Source organism: Streptomyces sp. NPDC018693 (assembly GCF_044391385.1).
GTDB lineage: Bacteria > Actinomycetota > Actinomycetes > Streptomycetales > Streptomycetaceae > Streptomyces.
Window position 1 is genome coordinate 366,266 of the sequence record NZ_JBIRZZ010000001.1, and the last position, 14,031, is coordinate 380,296.

General features: G+C 71.4%; 13 protein-coding genes. 7 read left to right on the forward strand and 6 right to left on the reverse strand.

Going from position 1 to position 14,031, the window contains the following annotated elements; translation table 11 throughout:
- Positions 1-17 precede the first annotated feature (17 nt).
- Positions 18-866, forward strand: a complete 849-nt coding sequence (locus ACH5AC_RS01780) for a serine protease (protein WP_398859550.1) — start codon at positions 18-20, stop codon at positions 864-866.
- A gap of 6 nt (positions 867-872) precedes the next feature.
- On the opposite strand, the gene ACH5AC_RS01785 is transcribed toward ACH5AC_RS01780, so the two are convergent.
- Together ACH5AC_RS01785 and ACH5AC_RS01790 are read right to left on the reverse strand one after the other, a co-directional pair.
- The gene (locus ACH5AC_RS01785; RefSeq protein WP_398859552.1) at positions 873-2,486 is read right to left on the reverse strand and encodes an amidohydrolase family protein; all 1,614 of its coding nucleotides are present in this window, start codon (positions 2,484-2,486) and stop codon (positions 873-875) included.
- A 23-nt stretch (positions 2,487-2,509) separates the two neighbouring features.
- Complete coding sequence (locus ACH5AC_RS01790; RefSeq protein WP_398859553.1) at positions 2,510-3,775, reverse strand: alanine racemase; 1,266 nt, start codon at positions 3,773-3,775, stop codon at positions 2,510-2,512.
- Between the two features lie 186 nt (positions 3,776-3,961).
- Here ACH5AC_RS01790 and ACH5AC_RS01795 point away from each other — a divergent pair, with 186 nt between their 5' ends.
- Positions 3,962-4,489: a hypothetical protein gene (locus tag ACH5AC_RS01795; protein WP_398859554.1), complete on the forward strand. Its 528-nt coding sequence runs from the start codon at positions 3,962-3,964 to the stop codon at positions 4,487-4,489.
- Positions 4,490-4,533: 44 nt separating this feature from the next.
- Here ACH5AC_RS01795 and ACH5AC_RS01800 read toward each other — a convergent pair whose 3' ends face one another.
- Positions 4,534-5,871: a M14 family metallopeptidase gene (locus ACH5AC_RS01800; RefSeq protein WP_398859556.1), complete on the reverse strand. Its 1,338-nt coding sequence runs from the start codon at positions 5,869-5,871 to the stop codon at positions 4,534-4,536.
- Between the two features lie 299 nt (positions 5,872-6,170).
- Between ACH5AC_RS01800 and ACH5AC_RS01805 the strand changes: the two genes are divergently transcribed.
- From ACH5AC_RS01805 to ACH5AC_RS01815, 3 genes are all read left to right on the forward strand, one after another.
- Positions 6,171-6,407 carry a hypothetical protein gene (locus ACH5AC_RS01805; RefSeq protein WP_398859558.1) on the forward strand — a complete coding sequence of 79 codons (237 nt, stop codon included), beginning with the start codon at positions 6,171-6,173 and terminating at the stop codon, positions 6,405-6,407.
- The gene (locus ACH5AC_RS01810; RefSeq protein WP_398859559.1) at positions 6,404-7,321 is read left to right on the forward strand and encodes an anti-sigma factor RsbA family regulatory protein; all 918 of its coding nucleotides are present in this window, start codon (positions 6,404-6,406) and stop codon (positions 7,319-7,321) included. The genes ACH5AC_RS01805 and ACH5AC_RS01810 overlap by 4 nt, the downstream gene beginning before the upstream one ends.
- 63 nt (positions 7,322-7,384) lie before the next feature.
- Positions 7,385-8,707, forward strand: coding sequence for an Nramp family divalent metal transporter (locus tag ACH5AC_RS01815; protein ID WP_398859560.1), 1,323 nt, complete (start codon positions 7,385-7,387; stop codon positions 8,705-8,707).
- A gap of 23 nt (positions 8,708-8,730) precedes the next feature.
- Here the strand turns inward: ACH5AC_RS01815 and ACH5AC_RS01820 are convergent, their stop codons facing one another.
- Positions 8,731-10,017, reverse strand: coding sequence for a hypothetical protein (locus ACH5AC_RS01820; protein ID WP_398859561.1), 1,287 nt, complete (start codon positions 10,015-10,017; stop codon positions 8,731-8,733).
- 57 nt (positions 10,018-10,074) lie between these two features.
- A complete protein-coding gene (locus ACH5AC_RS01825) occupies positions 10,075-10,581 on the reverse strand; it encodes a SigE family RNA polymerase sigma factor (protein ID WP_398859562.1) in 507 nt (168 codons plus the stop codon).
- Between the two features lie 127 nt (positions 10,582-10,708).
- Here ACH5AC_RS01825 and ACH5AC_RS01830 point away from each other — a divergent pair, with 127 nt between their 5' ends.
- The gene (locus tag ACH5AC_RS01830; protein ID WP_398859563.1) at positions 10,709-11,122 is read left to right on the forward strand and encodes a hypothetical protein; all 414 of its coding nucleotides are present in this window, start codon (positions 10,709-10,711) and stop codon (positions 11,120-11,122) included.
- Between the two features lie 35 nt (positions 11,123-11,157).
- On the opposite strand, the gene ACH5AC_RS01835 is transcribed toward ACH5AC_RS01830, so the two are convergent.
- Positions 11,158-12,849, reverse strand: coding sequence for a chitinase (locus tag ACH5AC_RS01835; RefSeq protein WP_398859564.1), 1,692 nt, complete (start codon positions 12,847-12,849; stop codon positions 11,158-11,160).
- A 260-nt stretch (positions 12,850-13,109) separates the two neighbouring features.
- On the opposite strand from ACH5AC_RS01835, the gene ACH5AC_RS01840 reads away from it, so the two are divergent.
- Positions 13,110-14,000, forward strand: a complete 891-nt coding sequence (locus ACH5AC_RS01840; RefSeq protein ID WP_398860058.1) for a hypothetical protein — start codon at positions 13,110-13,112, stop codon at positions 13,998-14,000.
- Positions 14,001-14,031: the final 31 nt, after the last annotated feature.

The window sequence follows — 14,031 nt, forward strand, 5'->3', positions numbered from 1 at the left end:
CAAGAGGGGACCCCCACATGAGAAAGCCTCTCGTCGCCGCGCTCTTCGCCCTGGTGATCGCCGGGGCCGGCGCGGCACCCGCGGTCGCGGCGCCCTCGGCCGAGGCGCCCACCGCCGAGGCGCCCACGCTGCAGGCCGTCACCTTCGCCGGCACCGTCTCGCTCAGCAACTGCTCCGGCTCGGTCATCCGCTTCCCGAACTCCCTGGACACCGACCCGGCGCTCGTGATGAGCAACGGCCACTGTCTGGAGACCGGCTTCCCGCAGCCCGGCCAGGTCATCACCGGCCGGTCCTCCAACCGCACCTTCGGCCTGCTGAACGCCGCCGGCACCCGGATCGGCACGCTCCGCGCCAACCAGATCGTCTACGCGACGATGACCGACACGGACGTCTCGATCTACCGCACGACCACCACGTACGCGGCGATCCGGAACACCTACGGCATCAGTCCGCTGACCGTGCGGGACACGCACCCCGTCGCCGGTACCGCCATCACCGTGGCCTCCGGGTACTGGAAGCGGCTCTACCACTGCGACATCGACGGGTTCGTGCACCAGATGAAGGAGGGCGGCTGGACCTGGAAGGACTCGGTCCGCTACACCTCGTCCTGCAACACCATCGGCGGCACCTCCGGCTCGCCCGTCGTCGACCAGGCCACCGGCGAGGTCGTCGCCGTGAACAACACCGGCAACGAGGACGGCCAGAGCTGCACGGTGAACAACCCGTGCGAGATCGACGAGAGCGGCACCGTCACCGTCCGCCAGGGCATCAACTACGCCCAGCAGACGTACACCATCCCCGCCTGCTTCACCACGGGCAACCGGCTGAACCTCAGCGCAAGCGGCTGCACCCTGCCCAAGCCGTAGCCGGGTTCACGGGCGGGCGGTCCGCCGTACCGCCCGCCCCGCCAGTACGTCCGTCCGCCGCCCGTCCTCGATGACGAACCGCCCGTCGACCAGGACGTACGGGATGCCCGTCGGCAGCTGCCTCGGCCGCTCGAAGGTCGCGCCCGGCGCCACCGTCGCCGGGTCGAACAGCACCAGGTCTGCCCGGTGGCCCTCGCGGACCAGACCCCGGTCCGGGAGGCGCAGCCGGGCGGCCGGACGGCCGGTGAGATGCGCGACGCACTCCTCCAGCGACAGCACGCCCAGCTCCCGTACGTAGTGGCCCAGGTAGCGGGGGAAGGTGCCGTAGGCCCGGGGGTGCGGCTTGGCGCCCTGGAGGATGCCGTCGGAGCCGGCCGTGTGGGCGCGGTGGCGCATGATCGTACGGACGTTCTCCTCGTGGCCGACGTGCTGGAGGATCGTCGGCGCCAGCCGGTCGGCGAGGAGGAGGCGGCGGGCCGTCGTCCAGGGGGCCTCGCCGCGCGCCGCCGCCGATCGCGCGATCGTACGGCCGACGAAGTCCGCCAGCGCCGGGTCGCCCGTGCCCGCGATCTCGACCGTGTCCCAGTCGACGGGCACGCCGTGGCAGCCGTCGGAGCCGGTCACCTCCAGGTCGTGCCGGATGCGTTCGGCCGTGGTGTCGTCGGCCAGCCGGCGCAGGACCTGCTCGGGGCCGCCCTCGTTCGCCCAGCCGGGGAGGAGGGCGACCAGGGTCGTGGCGGCGGTGGTGTACGGGTAGGTGTCGAGCGTGATGTCGGCGCCGGCCGTCAGCGCCTCGTCCAGCAGGGCCAGCAGCTCGGGCGCGCGGCCTTCGTTCACCCCGAAGTTCATCGTGGCGTGGGCCAGGTGCAGCGGGCAGTCCGCCCGGCGCGCCAGCTCCACCATCTCCGCGTACGCCGCGAGCGCGTCGGCGCCGTAGGAGCGGTGGTGCGGGCAGTAGAAGCCGCCGTACGACGCCACCACCCGGCACAGCTCGGTCAGTTCGGCTCCGTCGGCGTACATGCCGGGCGTGTAGGTGAGCCCGGACGACATGCCGACGGCGCCCTCCGCCAGGCCCCGCGCGACCAGCTCCCGCATCCGGTCCAGTTCCCGGGGCGTGGCCGGGCGATTCTCCCAGCCGACGGCCATCGCCCGCACGGTGCCCTGCGGGACCAGGTAGGCCGCGTTCACGGCGATGCCCCGGTCCAGCCGGTCCAGGTACTCACCCACCGACCGCCAGTCGACGTCGATGTCGTCGCCGGGGCCGTGCCAGCCGGCGATGGCGGTACGGACCTCGGCGAGCGTGCGGTCGTCGACGGGCGCGTACGACAGGCCGTCCTGGCCCAGGACTTCCAGGGTCACTCCCTGCGCGGCCTTGGCGCTGTGGTCGGGGTCGCGCAGCAGGGCCAGGTCGCTGTGCGCGTGCATGTCGATGAAGCCGGGGGAGAGGACCAGGCCCTCCGCGTCCACCTCGCGGCCGGCTCTCGGGCGTTGGCAGCCGGCCGCGGCCGCCTCCTTGACGATCGCGACGATCCGGCCGCCGTCGACCACGACATCCGCGCGGTAGGCGTCCGCGCCGGTGCCGTCGACGACGTCGGCGTCCCGGATGACCAGGTCCTCCATACCGCGCGGCCTCCCTCTCGGGCTCAGAAGAAGGTGCGGATGTAGTCGACGACCGTGCCGTCCGCCTCGGCCACCGGGATCAGCGGCCACTTGTCGAAGGACGTGCACGGGTGGGACAGGCCCAGGCCCACCCAGTCGCCGACCTCCAGGTCCACGCCGGGCGCGGTGCCCAGCCAGGCGTGCTGGTCGGACAGGGCGGTGACCTCGATCCCGGTCGCCGGGCGCTCGGCGCCGCCCCGGCGTACCACCCGGGCGACCGGCAGGTCCAGGTCGTGGGCGGCGTCCCGCTTGCCCGCGTTGACGAACGCCTGGTCGGGTGAGGGCCGGGAGACGACCTGCGCCCACAGCTGGAAGGCCGGCTCCAGCGCGCCCTCGTCGGGGACGCGGTTGAAGGGCGTCAGCTTGCGGTAGTGGACGTCGTCGTGCGAGACGTACGCGCCCGAGCGCAGCAACTTCAGCACCGGGAGGGACAGTTCGGGGATCTGGTCGAAGACGTCGGCGACCGCGTCGAACCACTCGCTGCCGCCCGCGCTGATGACGATCTCCTCGGCCCCCGCGAACCGCCCCGCCTTGTCGAGGTCGGCGGCGATCGCCACCAGCCGCCGCAGCCAGGCCCGTACGCTCTCCGGGGCCGCGCCGGGCACCTGAGCCTCGTAGCCCGCCACCCCGACCAGCCGCAGGTGCGCCGAGGCGGCCACCGCGTCGGCCACCGCCGCGCAGTCGGTATCGGCGCGGACGCCGGTGCGCGCGCCCTCACCGGCGGCCAGTTCCACGACGACGTCCAGGGGACGGGTCGCCTCGTGCAGGGCCGTGTCCATCAGTTCCACGCCGCGCACCGAGTCGACGTAGCAGACCAGGTGGAAGTCCGGGTCGGCGGTCAGCTCGGCGGCGAGCCAGCGCAGGGCCGCCGGGTCGACGACCTCGTTGGCGAGGAACACGCGCTGGATGCCGAAGGCGCGGGCGACCCGCACCTGGTGCGGCACGGCGAGCGTGATGCCCCAGGCGCCGTGGGCGAGCTGGCGGTGGAACAGCTGGGGGGCCATGGAGGTCTTGCCGTGCGGGGCGAAGGCGAGGCGGTGGCGGGTCGCGTACGTCTCCATCAGCCGCAGGTTGTGCTCCAGGCGCTCGGCGGACAGCGTCAGGACGGGGGTGGTGAAGCCGCCGGTGAAGAGGTTGCGCCGCTCGGCGGCCAGCTCGGCGACGGTGTGGCCGTCGGCGTCCGGGGGGAGGCCCTTGAAGCGGTGGTCGACCGTCTCGTCGGCCAGCCGGGCGAGAGCTTCGCTGCTCATGGAGCCTCCTGATGGTGCAGTGCTTGTGGCACGAGTGCGGCTGTGCGGGGGGCTGTCGCGCCCACGCGGCGGAGCCGCATATCGACACAGCCCCGCGCCCCTTTCGGCCGGACCACTCCGGCCGTTCTGATAACGAACTGGGGGCTGGCTGTGTCCGGCACAGGATCTTCGACCATACTGCCCGCTGTGGAGCAGCAGCGCATAGGTACCAGCAGCCAGCCCCTGAAGGGCGAGCCCGTGAAGGGCGCCGGATTCGACCCGGCTTTCATCCCGGGGCTCACCACGCCGAAGGCGGCGGAGGCGGAGCCGGAGGACGCGAAGCCGACGCGGGACGTGGAGGAGGCGGAGGAAGCCGAGTCGGCCGAGGAGAACACCGAGGCCGCCGAAGCCGCAGAAGACACCGAGGCCGCCGACGACGAGGATGAGGCCCCCGCCGACGGCCCCGTCTTCGAGGCCGCCGACCGCCGCGCCCGGATCCTCGCCGACCACAAGGGCGTACGGCTCTCCCTCGACGACCAGAGTTGCGAGTTCCGCTGGGACGAGATCGGCGCGATCGAGACGGCGACCGCCCGCTTCGGCAAGCGGTTCACCGTCACGATCCACACCCCGGGCCAGCGCTGGTACCCGATCGAGGTCGAGGCGAAGGCGAGGTCGCAGTTCACGGAGTGGGAGGAACAGCTGGACGCGGTTCTGGACGCCTATTTCGAGGAGTAGACGCCTACTTCGGGGAGTGGACGCCTACTTCGAGGAGCAGCGGACTAACCGCAGTACTGGGCTTCCTTGCCGATCGACCGGTACATACAGTCCGCGTTCTCCAGAAGCTGGAGCACCGCGTCCCGGTTGCGTGACGTCTCCCGCTCGATCACCTCGTCGGGCGGGTAGAAGCCGCCGCCGGAGCTGCTCCTCGGGTACATCTCGAAGGTGTAGCCGAAGATCTTGTGCGCGCCCCAGAGGTAGTCGTCGATCGACCCGTCCGTGATGTACAGGTCGCTGGACTGCTCCGGCGTGTAGCCGTTGCTGGCGGCCATCTTCTGCCCGACCGTGGCGAAGGCGTTCCGGTCGTCGGCCGTCATGCCGGTCGTCGTGTCGGCGTACGTGTAGCCGAACGGCCAGAGGATCAGCTCGCTGTACGTGTGGAAGTCGACGCCGGCCTTGATCTGCTGCGTACCGCCGACGACCCTGCTGCGCACGAAGTCGGCGACGACCTTCACCTCGGGCGCCGACTCCGGCGCGGAGCCCCGGTAGGTGTCGGAGAACGGCGATCCGGAGGAACCGCCGCAGCAGCCCCACCGGTAGTTCCAGTTCCGGTTGAGGTCCGTGCCGACGTACGAGGAGCCGGAGTTGGGCTGCCGGTTCTTGCGCCAGGAGCGGTACGAGCCGGTGGCGATGTCGTACTCGCCGCCGTCGGGGTTGAGGTCGGGGAGGATCCAGATCTCCCGGTTGTTGACCATGTTCGTGACGCGGGAGTCGGACCCGTAGCCCGCGCCCAGCTCGCGGATCAGGTACAGGGCCATCTCCACCGTGAGGTGCTCACGGGCGTGCTGGTGGTGGGTGAACAGCACCTCGGGCTCGGCCTCGTCCGCCCCGACGTTGTCGCTGATCTTGACGGCGATGATGTCCCGGCCCTGGTACGACTTGCCGATCACCCGCTTGCTCATGATGTTCGGGTGAGCCGCGAGCCGCTGGTCGATCTCGGCCGTCATCTCGGCGTAGTTGTGGTACCGGGAGTCGGCCGACGGGAAGTCGTGGAGGCGGATCTCGTCCTCGGCGACCCGATCCGGGGCGGCGTCCAACGGCAGGACCTCGTAGCCCCGTTGGCGCAGCTTCTTGATCTGGTCGGCGCGACCGGAGACGACCACGCCCTCCTCGTCCGCCTCGTCGATGGACACGCCCGCCGAGGCGATGGCGGTGCGCTCGGCCGCGGAGCTGTTGTGGACGTGGACTTCGTACTGCCGGATGTCGTCGGCGGAGGCGCTCGCCTTCCGGGCGCCGTCGGCGGCGGCGTCGGTGGACGTCGCCGTGATCGGGGCGGCGAGGGCGAGGGCGAGGAGAACGGCACAGGCGGCAGAGCGTCTGCCGCGTGGACGGAGTCGCATGAAATCTCCTTGTGGGAGGTGGGGTTGTTCGTGCGACGTACGACGTGCGGATGCCGCTCATCGTGGAGCCGTGACATGGTCAGGTCAATAGGGCGTGGATGTGGCCGGTGCAGGCCAACGCGGATTTCGGCCGCGCAGTGTACGCGTGGCTGCCGCTGATGACCCGGCGCGCGGCAAAGTGCACTCCCGGGTGTGATCCATGAGTGCGGTGCCGGTACGGCCCGGGTGAGAGTGAGGGGCCCAGACCCCACCCCCCGAGGACCGGTTGCGCGCGCCCGGCTGGTCGGCTCGCCGCCCGGGTGGGCCGCGCCGTCCCGGACGGCGGGCGCTTCGTGCACCTGTCCGACCCGCACGACCCGGCCCTCGTCGGCACCGAGGACACGGCGGCGCCCGAGGGCGTACGCCTCACCCGCCGGGAGACCCAGGGCGCCGAACTCGTCGCCCAGGGCCTCGCCAACCAGCGGATCGCGGCATGGGCGGCCGGGCAGCGCTGGGACAGACCGACGCAAGACCCGAGGCGGAAGGAAACCCCATGACCGCGACCACCGTCCGATCCAACGGCGTGCACAGCGAGTTCACCCACCGGATGAGCGCCATCGCCACCGACGACGCCTTCCTCGCCGCCGCCCTCCCCTTCCTCGCCGAGGGCCTCGCCGCCCCCGACGAGCCGCCTCCCGTCGCCATCGCCGACCCGGGCAAGCTGGACCTGCTGCGCGACGCGCTCGGCACCGACGCCCGGTCCGTCGGGCTGGTCCCGCACACCGAGTGGTACACCGGCTCCGCCGCCAACGCCGTCGCCCGGGCCGCCGGCCACCTCGCCGCGCACGCCGGCCCCGGCGGCCGCATCCACCTCCTCATGGAACCCGTGTGGGGCGGGCGCGCGGGCCGCTCCCCGCGCGAGAGCGCCGAGTGGATCCGCTACGAAGCCCTCGTCAACCTCCTCTTCGCGCCCGCCTCGACGACCGCGCTGTGCGTCTACGACACCCGCACCGCCGGCCCCGCCGTCGTCGAGGCGGCCCGCCGCGCCCACCCCGGCACCGGCGTCTACGAGGACCCGCTGCGGCTCGCCGCCGAACTGGACGCCGTACCACTGCCACCGGCCCCGCGCGGCGCCGACCGGCTGAAGCGCCCGGACGCGGGGGCCGTGCGGTCCTGGGCGGAACGCCACGGGATGCCCGTCGCGGACGCCGAGCTGTTCGGCACGGCCGCCGCCGAGGCCGCCACCCTCGGCCCGGTCACCGGTGTGCTGCTGTGGCGCGACGGACCCGCCTGCGTCTGCGAAGTCTCCCTGGGCCACCGCGTCGACGACCCGCTCGTCGGCTTCGTACCGCCGCGGGCGAGCGAGCCGGAGCCCGGGCAGGGGCTGTGGTACGCCCGCCAGGTCTGCGCGTACGTCGACCTGCGGCCCGGGGACGACGGGGGAACGACCGTCCGGCTGCAGTACGCGTAGGCGCGGGTGGGGAGTCGGGGACCTGTGCGTGCGGGCAGCGTGCGGGCGGGTAGCCCTCAGTTCATGACGGAAACCACGGGAGACCCCACCGACACGGAGGCCACGTCCGGCGCGAACCCCCCACCGCGCACATCGAGTTGGCGGTACATCGGCCCCGGCATCGTGGTCGCCGCGACCGGCGTCGGCGCCGGTGACCTGGTCGCGACGCTGATCGCCGGAAGCAGCTTCGGATACACACTCCTCTGGGCGGCCGTCGTCGGCTGCCTGGTGAAGATCTCCCTCGCGGAGGCGGCCGGCCGCTGGCATCTGTCCACCGGACGCACCCTGTTCGACGGCTGGGCGAGCCTGGGCCGCTGGACCACGTGGTTCTTCGCCGTGTACGTGGTGATCTGGGGCTTCGTCTACGGCGCGGCCGCGATGTCGTCCAGCGCGCTGCCGCTGCAGGCGCTGTTCCCGGACGTGATGGACCTCAAGTGGTGGGCAATCTGCTGCGGCCTGATCGGGCTGGTCTTCGTCTGGTTCAACAAGTACGCCGTCTTCGAGAAGGTCATGACCGTCCTGGTCGGCGTCATGTTCGTGGTCACGGTCTACCTGGCGATCCGCGTCACCCCGAACCTCCCCGACATGCTGGCCGGCCTGCTGCCCGTGCTGCCCGACGAGAAGGACTCCGTCCTCAACACCCTCGGCCTGATCGGCGGTGTCGGCGGCACCGTCACGCTGGCCGCCTACGGCTACTGGGTCAACGCCAAGGGCTGGACGAACACCGGCTGGATGAAGGTCATGCGCCTGGACAACCGGGTCGCCTACGCCACCACCGGCATCTTCGTCGTCGCCATGCTGATCGTCGGCGCGGAGCTGCTGCACTCCGCCGGGATCGCCCTCGCCGGCGGCGGCAAGGGCCTGGTCCAGCTGGGCGGCATCCTGGAGGCCGAGTACGGCACGGCCACCGCCAAGTTCTTCCTGATCGGCTTCTTCGCCACCTCCTTCACCTCGCTGATCGGCGTCTGGCACGGCGTGAGCCTGATGTTCGCGGACTTCGTCACCCGCTACCGCAAGCGGGGCGAGCTGATGGGCGAGGAGGTCGCCTCCGGGCAGCGGGAGAGGTCCTGGCCCTTCCGCGCCTACCTGCTCTGGCTGACCTTCCCGCCCATCGTCCTGCTCTTCCAGGGCGAACCCTTCCGCCTGGTCATCCTCTACGGCGTGCTGGGCGCGGCCTTCATGCCGTTCCTCGCCGGCACCCTGATCTGGCTCCTCAACTCCTCACGCACCCCGAGGGAGTGGCGCAACGGCCCGCTGAGCAACACGATGCTGGCGATCGCGGGGCTGCTCTTCCTCGTCCTGGGCGTGAAGGAGATCTGGGACCAGCAGTGGTCGGACTTCTTCTGACGGCCGCTCGCCCTGCCCTGCCGTCAGCCGAGGGCCTCCCAGCGCGGGGAGAGGGCGATGTTCCGCAGCTGCTCCATCGTCAGGGCCGGTGTCTCACGGGTCGCCGGGTCCTTCTGCGTGCCCGAGTTGAAGGCGCTGATCACGACGCGGCGACCGTCGGGCCGCATGGTGTCGACGGTCCACATCACCAGGTCCGCCTTCTCGCCGCGACCCTGGCGCGTGGCGACCTGAGTCCCGTCGTCGAGGGTCTCGGAGCCGGCGCCGAACAGCTGGTGCCGGACGTCGCTCATGTCCGGCTGCACATTGATCTGGACGAAGCTCTCGCCCTTGCCGTCGTCGACCACGACGTAGGCGTACTCGGAGTCCTGGCTGCCCTTGTCGACGACCTTCACGCCCTGCGGGAGCAGACCGGTGAGCGTGACGACGATCCGCTGACCGCCGATGCCCGCGGGAGGCTCGGCGGGGGCGGCGGTCGGCTTGTCCTCCTCGGGGATGGCGTCGATCAGGGCGAGCCACTCCTTCGCCGTGACGAAGCTCTTCAACTGCTCCGGCGACAGGGGCGGCTCGGGACGGCTGACCGGCTCGCCCTTCTCGGCCGGCGCGTTCCACTCGCCCAGGGTCACCCGCTGCCCCTTCGCGGTGATCAGGTCCCCGTACCAGACCTTGGTGTCCTCGCGCCGGTCGCTGTACTCGTACGTCTGCAGGATCCTGAGCACGGATCCGTCGGGGAGCCGCTGCACGGAGCAGTCGTCGTAGTCGGTCAGCCTCTTGTCGGGGCACGTGCCGAACAACCTGGCGTCCTCGCTGCCCGGCTCGACGCGGTCCAGGTTCACGCTCATCGCCGCCGCGCCCTTGCCGTCGTCGAAGACGAACGACGCGAACGGCATCATCATGGGCTTCTCCGTGCCCTCGCTCCGTTCCTGGCTGACATCGCCCTCGGGGAGCAGCGACTTCACGGTGCTCATCATCTGCTCGGCGGTGACACCGCTCGGCGTGGCCGTGGTGGTGGCCGTGGGCGTGGGGGTCTGCTTGCCGCTCGCGGCGACGGACGAGGTGTTCGGCCTGCCGTCGCCTCCGCCACCGCCGTTCGCGACGAGCAGCGCACCGCTCACACAGGCGAGCGCGACCGCGGCCGCGCCGCCGACCACGGCGACGTTACGGCGCGCCCGCAGCCGCCGGCCACGGGCCGTACCGCGGGCCGCGAGCGCGGCGCGGTCGGTGTCGAAGTCGCTGCCGGTCGTGTGCAGGGCGGCGGAGAGCCGGCCCTCGAAGGGGTCGTCGCGCTGGTCGTCGTACTGGTCCATGGGCATGGGGCACCACCGTTTCGGGTCGGTCGGTGAAGAGGATGGAAGCAGAGGGGGGCCAGGTCAGGGCCTGGCGTAGGCGCCGATGTCCTCGCCGAGCAGCTCCCGCAGCCGGGCCAGTGCGCGCACGCACCGGGTGCGCACGGCGGCGGAGCTGGTGTCCATGGCGTCCGCGGTCTCCTGGATCGACCGGTCCTCCCAGTACCGCAGGACGACCACGGCCCGGTCCTTGACGGGCAGCCGTCCCAGTGCGTCGAGGAGGGTGAGCCGCAGGGTGGAGTCGGGCGCGGCCGCGGCCGACTCCGGCAGGACGTCGGTGGCGCGCTCGGTGCTGCTGCGCCGCCGCTGGTGGGCGAGGAAGGTCCGGGTGAGCACCGTCTGCGCGTACGCGGCGGGGTTGCCGACGCGGGAGACCCGCCGCCAGCGGACGTAGATCCGCCCGAGCGTCTCCTGCACCAGGTCCTCCGCGAGATGGGTGTCACCGGCGGTGAGCAGGCACGCGGACCGGTACAGATGCCCGGCCCGCGCCGCCGCGAACTCCGCGTACTCGTCCGCGCGGGCCTGTCTCATACGTTCCCCCTGTTGCTGTGTGCCGGCTGTAGAAGAGGTCCTCACTTCACTGATGCGGTGGGCCGGGGAGAATGTTTCACACGAATACGAGAGCGGACGACGGACAGGTAAGAGGACGGATCGCCGGATGACCCAGCAGCCCCCACCCCCACCCCCGGGCTTCGGCCCGCCCCCGCCGCAGTACGCCCCGGTCCCCCCTCCCCCTGCCTACGCTCCGGCAGCACCCCAGCAGATGCCGATGCCGGGGCCGATGGTGCCCGTCGGCCCGGAGTTCATGGCGGTCGACAGACGCAACGCGATCGTGGTCGACGCCGAGGGCGTCACCCTGCAGCTCGGCGACGCGTCGGCGGACTTCCCCTGGCCGGAGATCCGCAGCGTCCACTACAGGGCGAGCCCCAACGGCAGGTCACTGCTGGTCGGCGTGATCCACCTCGACGGACAGTTCTACGAGGGCGAGGTGGAGGCCAGGCCCCGCGCCCGCCTCGCGGAGTGGTTCCCGCAGCTGGCGTGGGTCCTGGGCCACTACCGCCCGATGGGCTGACACGGTCCGCGTACGGGTCCGGCGCCCTGTCGGTGCTACGGCAGCGCGTGCACGTGCGGCCCCACCGCGTTCGACCAGGCGTTGCCCGCCGCCGCGTCCCAGTTCGTCGACCAGGTCATCGCGCCGCGCAGGTCGGGATAGGTGCGGGACGGCTTGAAGGTGCCGCAGTTGGTGCCTCGGGCCAGACAGTCCAGGGCGTTGTTCACGACGGCCGGGGAGACGTACCCGCTGCCCGCGCCCCGGGTCGACGCCGGGAGGCCCAGGCCGACCTGGGAGGGGGACAGGCCGTTCTCCAGTTGGATGCAGGCGAGGGCGGTCAGGAAGTCGACCGTGCCCTGGCTGTAGACCTTGCCGTCGCAGCCGAGCATGGAACCGCTGTTGTAGTACTGCATGTTGACGACCGTGAGGATGTCCCTGATGTTCAGGGCCGTCCGGAAGTAGGCGTTCGACGGGGACTGCATGTCGAGGGTCTGGGGGGCCATCGTGATGATCAGGGACGGGCCCGCCTTTGCCGACAGGGACCTCAACGCCTGTGTCATGTAGGTCGCGTTCAGGCCGTTCTCCAGGTCGATGTCGACGCCGTCGAAGCCGTACGTCTGCATGAGGGAATGGACGGAGTTCGCGAAGTTGGTCGCGGACGCGGCATCGTTGACCGCGACCCTGCCCAGCTCACCGCCGACCGAGATGATGACCTTCTTCCCGGCGGCCTGCTTCGCCCGGATGTCCGCCTTGAACCGGTCGACGGTGTAGCCGCCGAGGCCGGCCGAGTCCAGGTTGAAGGTGACCGCGCCCGGCGTGGCCGTCGCGTCCGCGAAGGCGACCGCGATGATGTCGTACTGGGCCTGGACGTCGGAGAGCCGCTGGACGGTCGCGCCGTTGTTGAAGTTCTGCCAGTAGCCGGTCACCGCGTGCTTCGGGAGGCCCGTTCCGCCGCCTGTGCCGGAGGTCGTCCCCGTCACCGTCGCCGACTTCGGCGACTCGCCCGCCGTGTTCGTCGCCGTGACCTGGAAGGAGTACGAGGTGGAGGGCGCGAGTCCGGTCACGGTGGCCGTCGTGCCGGTCACCGCCGTCACCTTCGTCCCGTTGCGGTAGATGCTGTAACCCGTCGCGCCGGACACCGCGTTCCAGACCAGGGACACCGAGGAGGATGTCGTACCCGAGACCCGCAGGCCGCCGGGTGTGCCCGGGACCGTCGGGGTCGGGTCGCCGCCTCCGCCGCCGTCGGGGCCGTGGACCGATATGTCGTCCGCGTGGTAGGCCGCCTGGCCGTACCAGCCGTGGAGGTACACGGTCACCGAGTTGGTCGAGGCGCCTGTGGTGAACGTCGTCGACAGTTGCTTCCAGGTCGTCGAGTCGGGGGTCCAGGTCGAGACGTCGGTCGTGCCGGTGCCGGTGCCGGTGACGCCCAGGTAGGTGTAGCCGCCCTGGACCCAGGCGCTCAGGGAATAGGTGGAGTTGGGCCGGACGGCCACCGTCTGGGAGCACCGGGCGTTGTCCTGGCCGCTCGGGGTGGCCTTCAGCGCGGCCGTGCCGCCGTGGACGGGGGAGGGGACGGTCGTGCCGCTGTTCGCGGAGCACGACCAGTGGGTGAGGCCGGACTCGAATCCGGCGTTCTTCGCGTTGTTCACGTCGGCTGCGGACGCCTGAGCCGCGCCCGCCAGCGAGACGGCGAGGGCGAGGGTCATCGCGCCCGACCAGAACCGTGTCGATCTTTTGAGTGGGGACATGACAATACGTTGGTCCAGACCAATTGCTCTGTCAAGAGGGCGCAACATGCCCCGCTTTCCTCCCACTTGGGCAAAGAGGGCGCGAAGAGAGTTGCTCCCTAGTCACCGAAAGTTGTTCTCCGGCCACAGGGGCGTGGATACAGTGCTGAGGTAGTCACGCAATGAAGTCACCTCGGTGCGCCGGAGTAACACCGGTGGGCCGGACCGCGGGAATCGGGGAGCTGCGCGTGCCAACTGCCATTGCCGTGACCGGCGTCGACATGGTGCTGCCGCCGCAGGACGAGCGGACGCTGCCCGCCGCCGTGCTCGCGGACCTGGACCGGCAGCCGCTGGAACAGTCCGTGGCCGCCGTCCAGACGCTCATCGAGCAGTACGGCCATGTCGTGGTCGTCTACTCCGGCGCCGTACCCAAAGCCGTCGAGCAGCGGCTGCACACCGTGCGCTCCCTGCTGGAGAGTGACCGTATCGCGCTCTTCCGTCCCGACCTGCCGCCCCTCGGACTCGCCGTCCTGGCCCGCCAGTTGCGCCAGCTCGCCTCCTGCGACCTCGGCCCCGGCGTGCTCGCCTGCGCCGGCCGGCTGCTCACCCACTACATCCACGCCGGCGCGCTGCTCGGCTCGGTCGCCCGCCTCGACCGGCTCCCGGTCAAGCTCAGCTCCCACGCCCGCTCCTGGCTGCCGGGCAGCCAGTTCGCCGTACTGGCCCATCCGCAGCCGCAGCTGGTGAAAGCGGTGCCCGGAGTGCCGCTGCCCGGGCCCGAGTTCGGCACCTGGCTGCTGGTCGCCAAGGGGCAGCTGTCCGCCGACTGGGTCACCGGCACCCTCGCCCCGCACTGGCGCGCCCAGGGTCTGAAGGAGATCGCCGCGCCCGCCGAGTCCGCCACCTGGTGGGGCACCGGGAAGCTGGTCGAGTTCTGCGCCTACCTGCCCGACCTGTCCGTCCTCTACCAGCTGGTCACCTCGGTACGGCAGACCACCTGCCACTGGTGCGGCCTCGACGTCATCGGCGACCGCTGCGTGTTCTGCTCCGCCACGCCGCCGCCCACGGCCGAGACCGTACGACAACGACCCGGACAGCGATCCGGACAACCACCCGGACCACGGGCCGTCCAGGCCGCACGACCCGTCCGCGCGCTCACCGCGGGCGACTGAGCCCGGTTTCCCGCTCGCCCCGACCCCACAA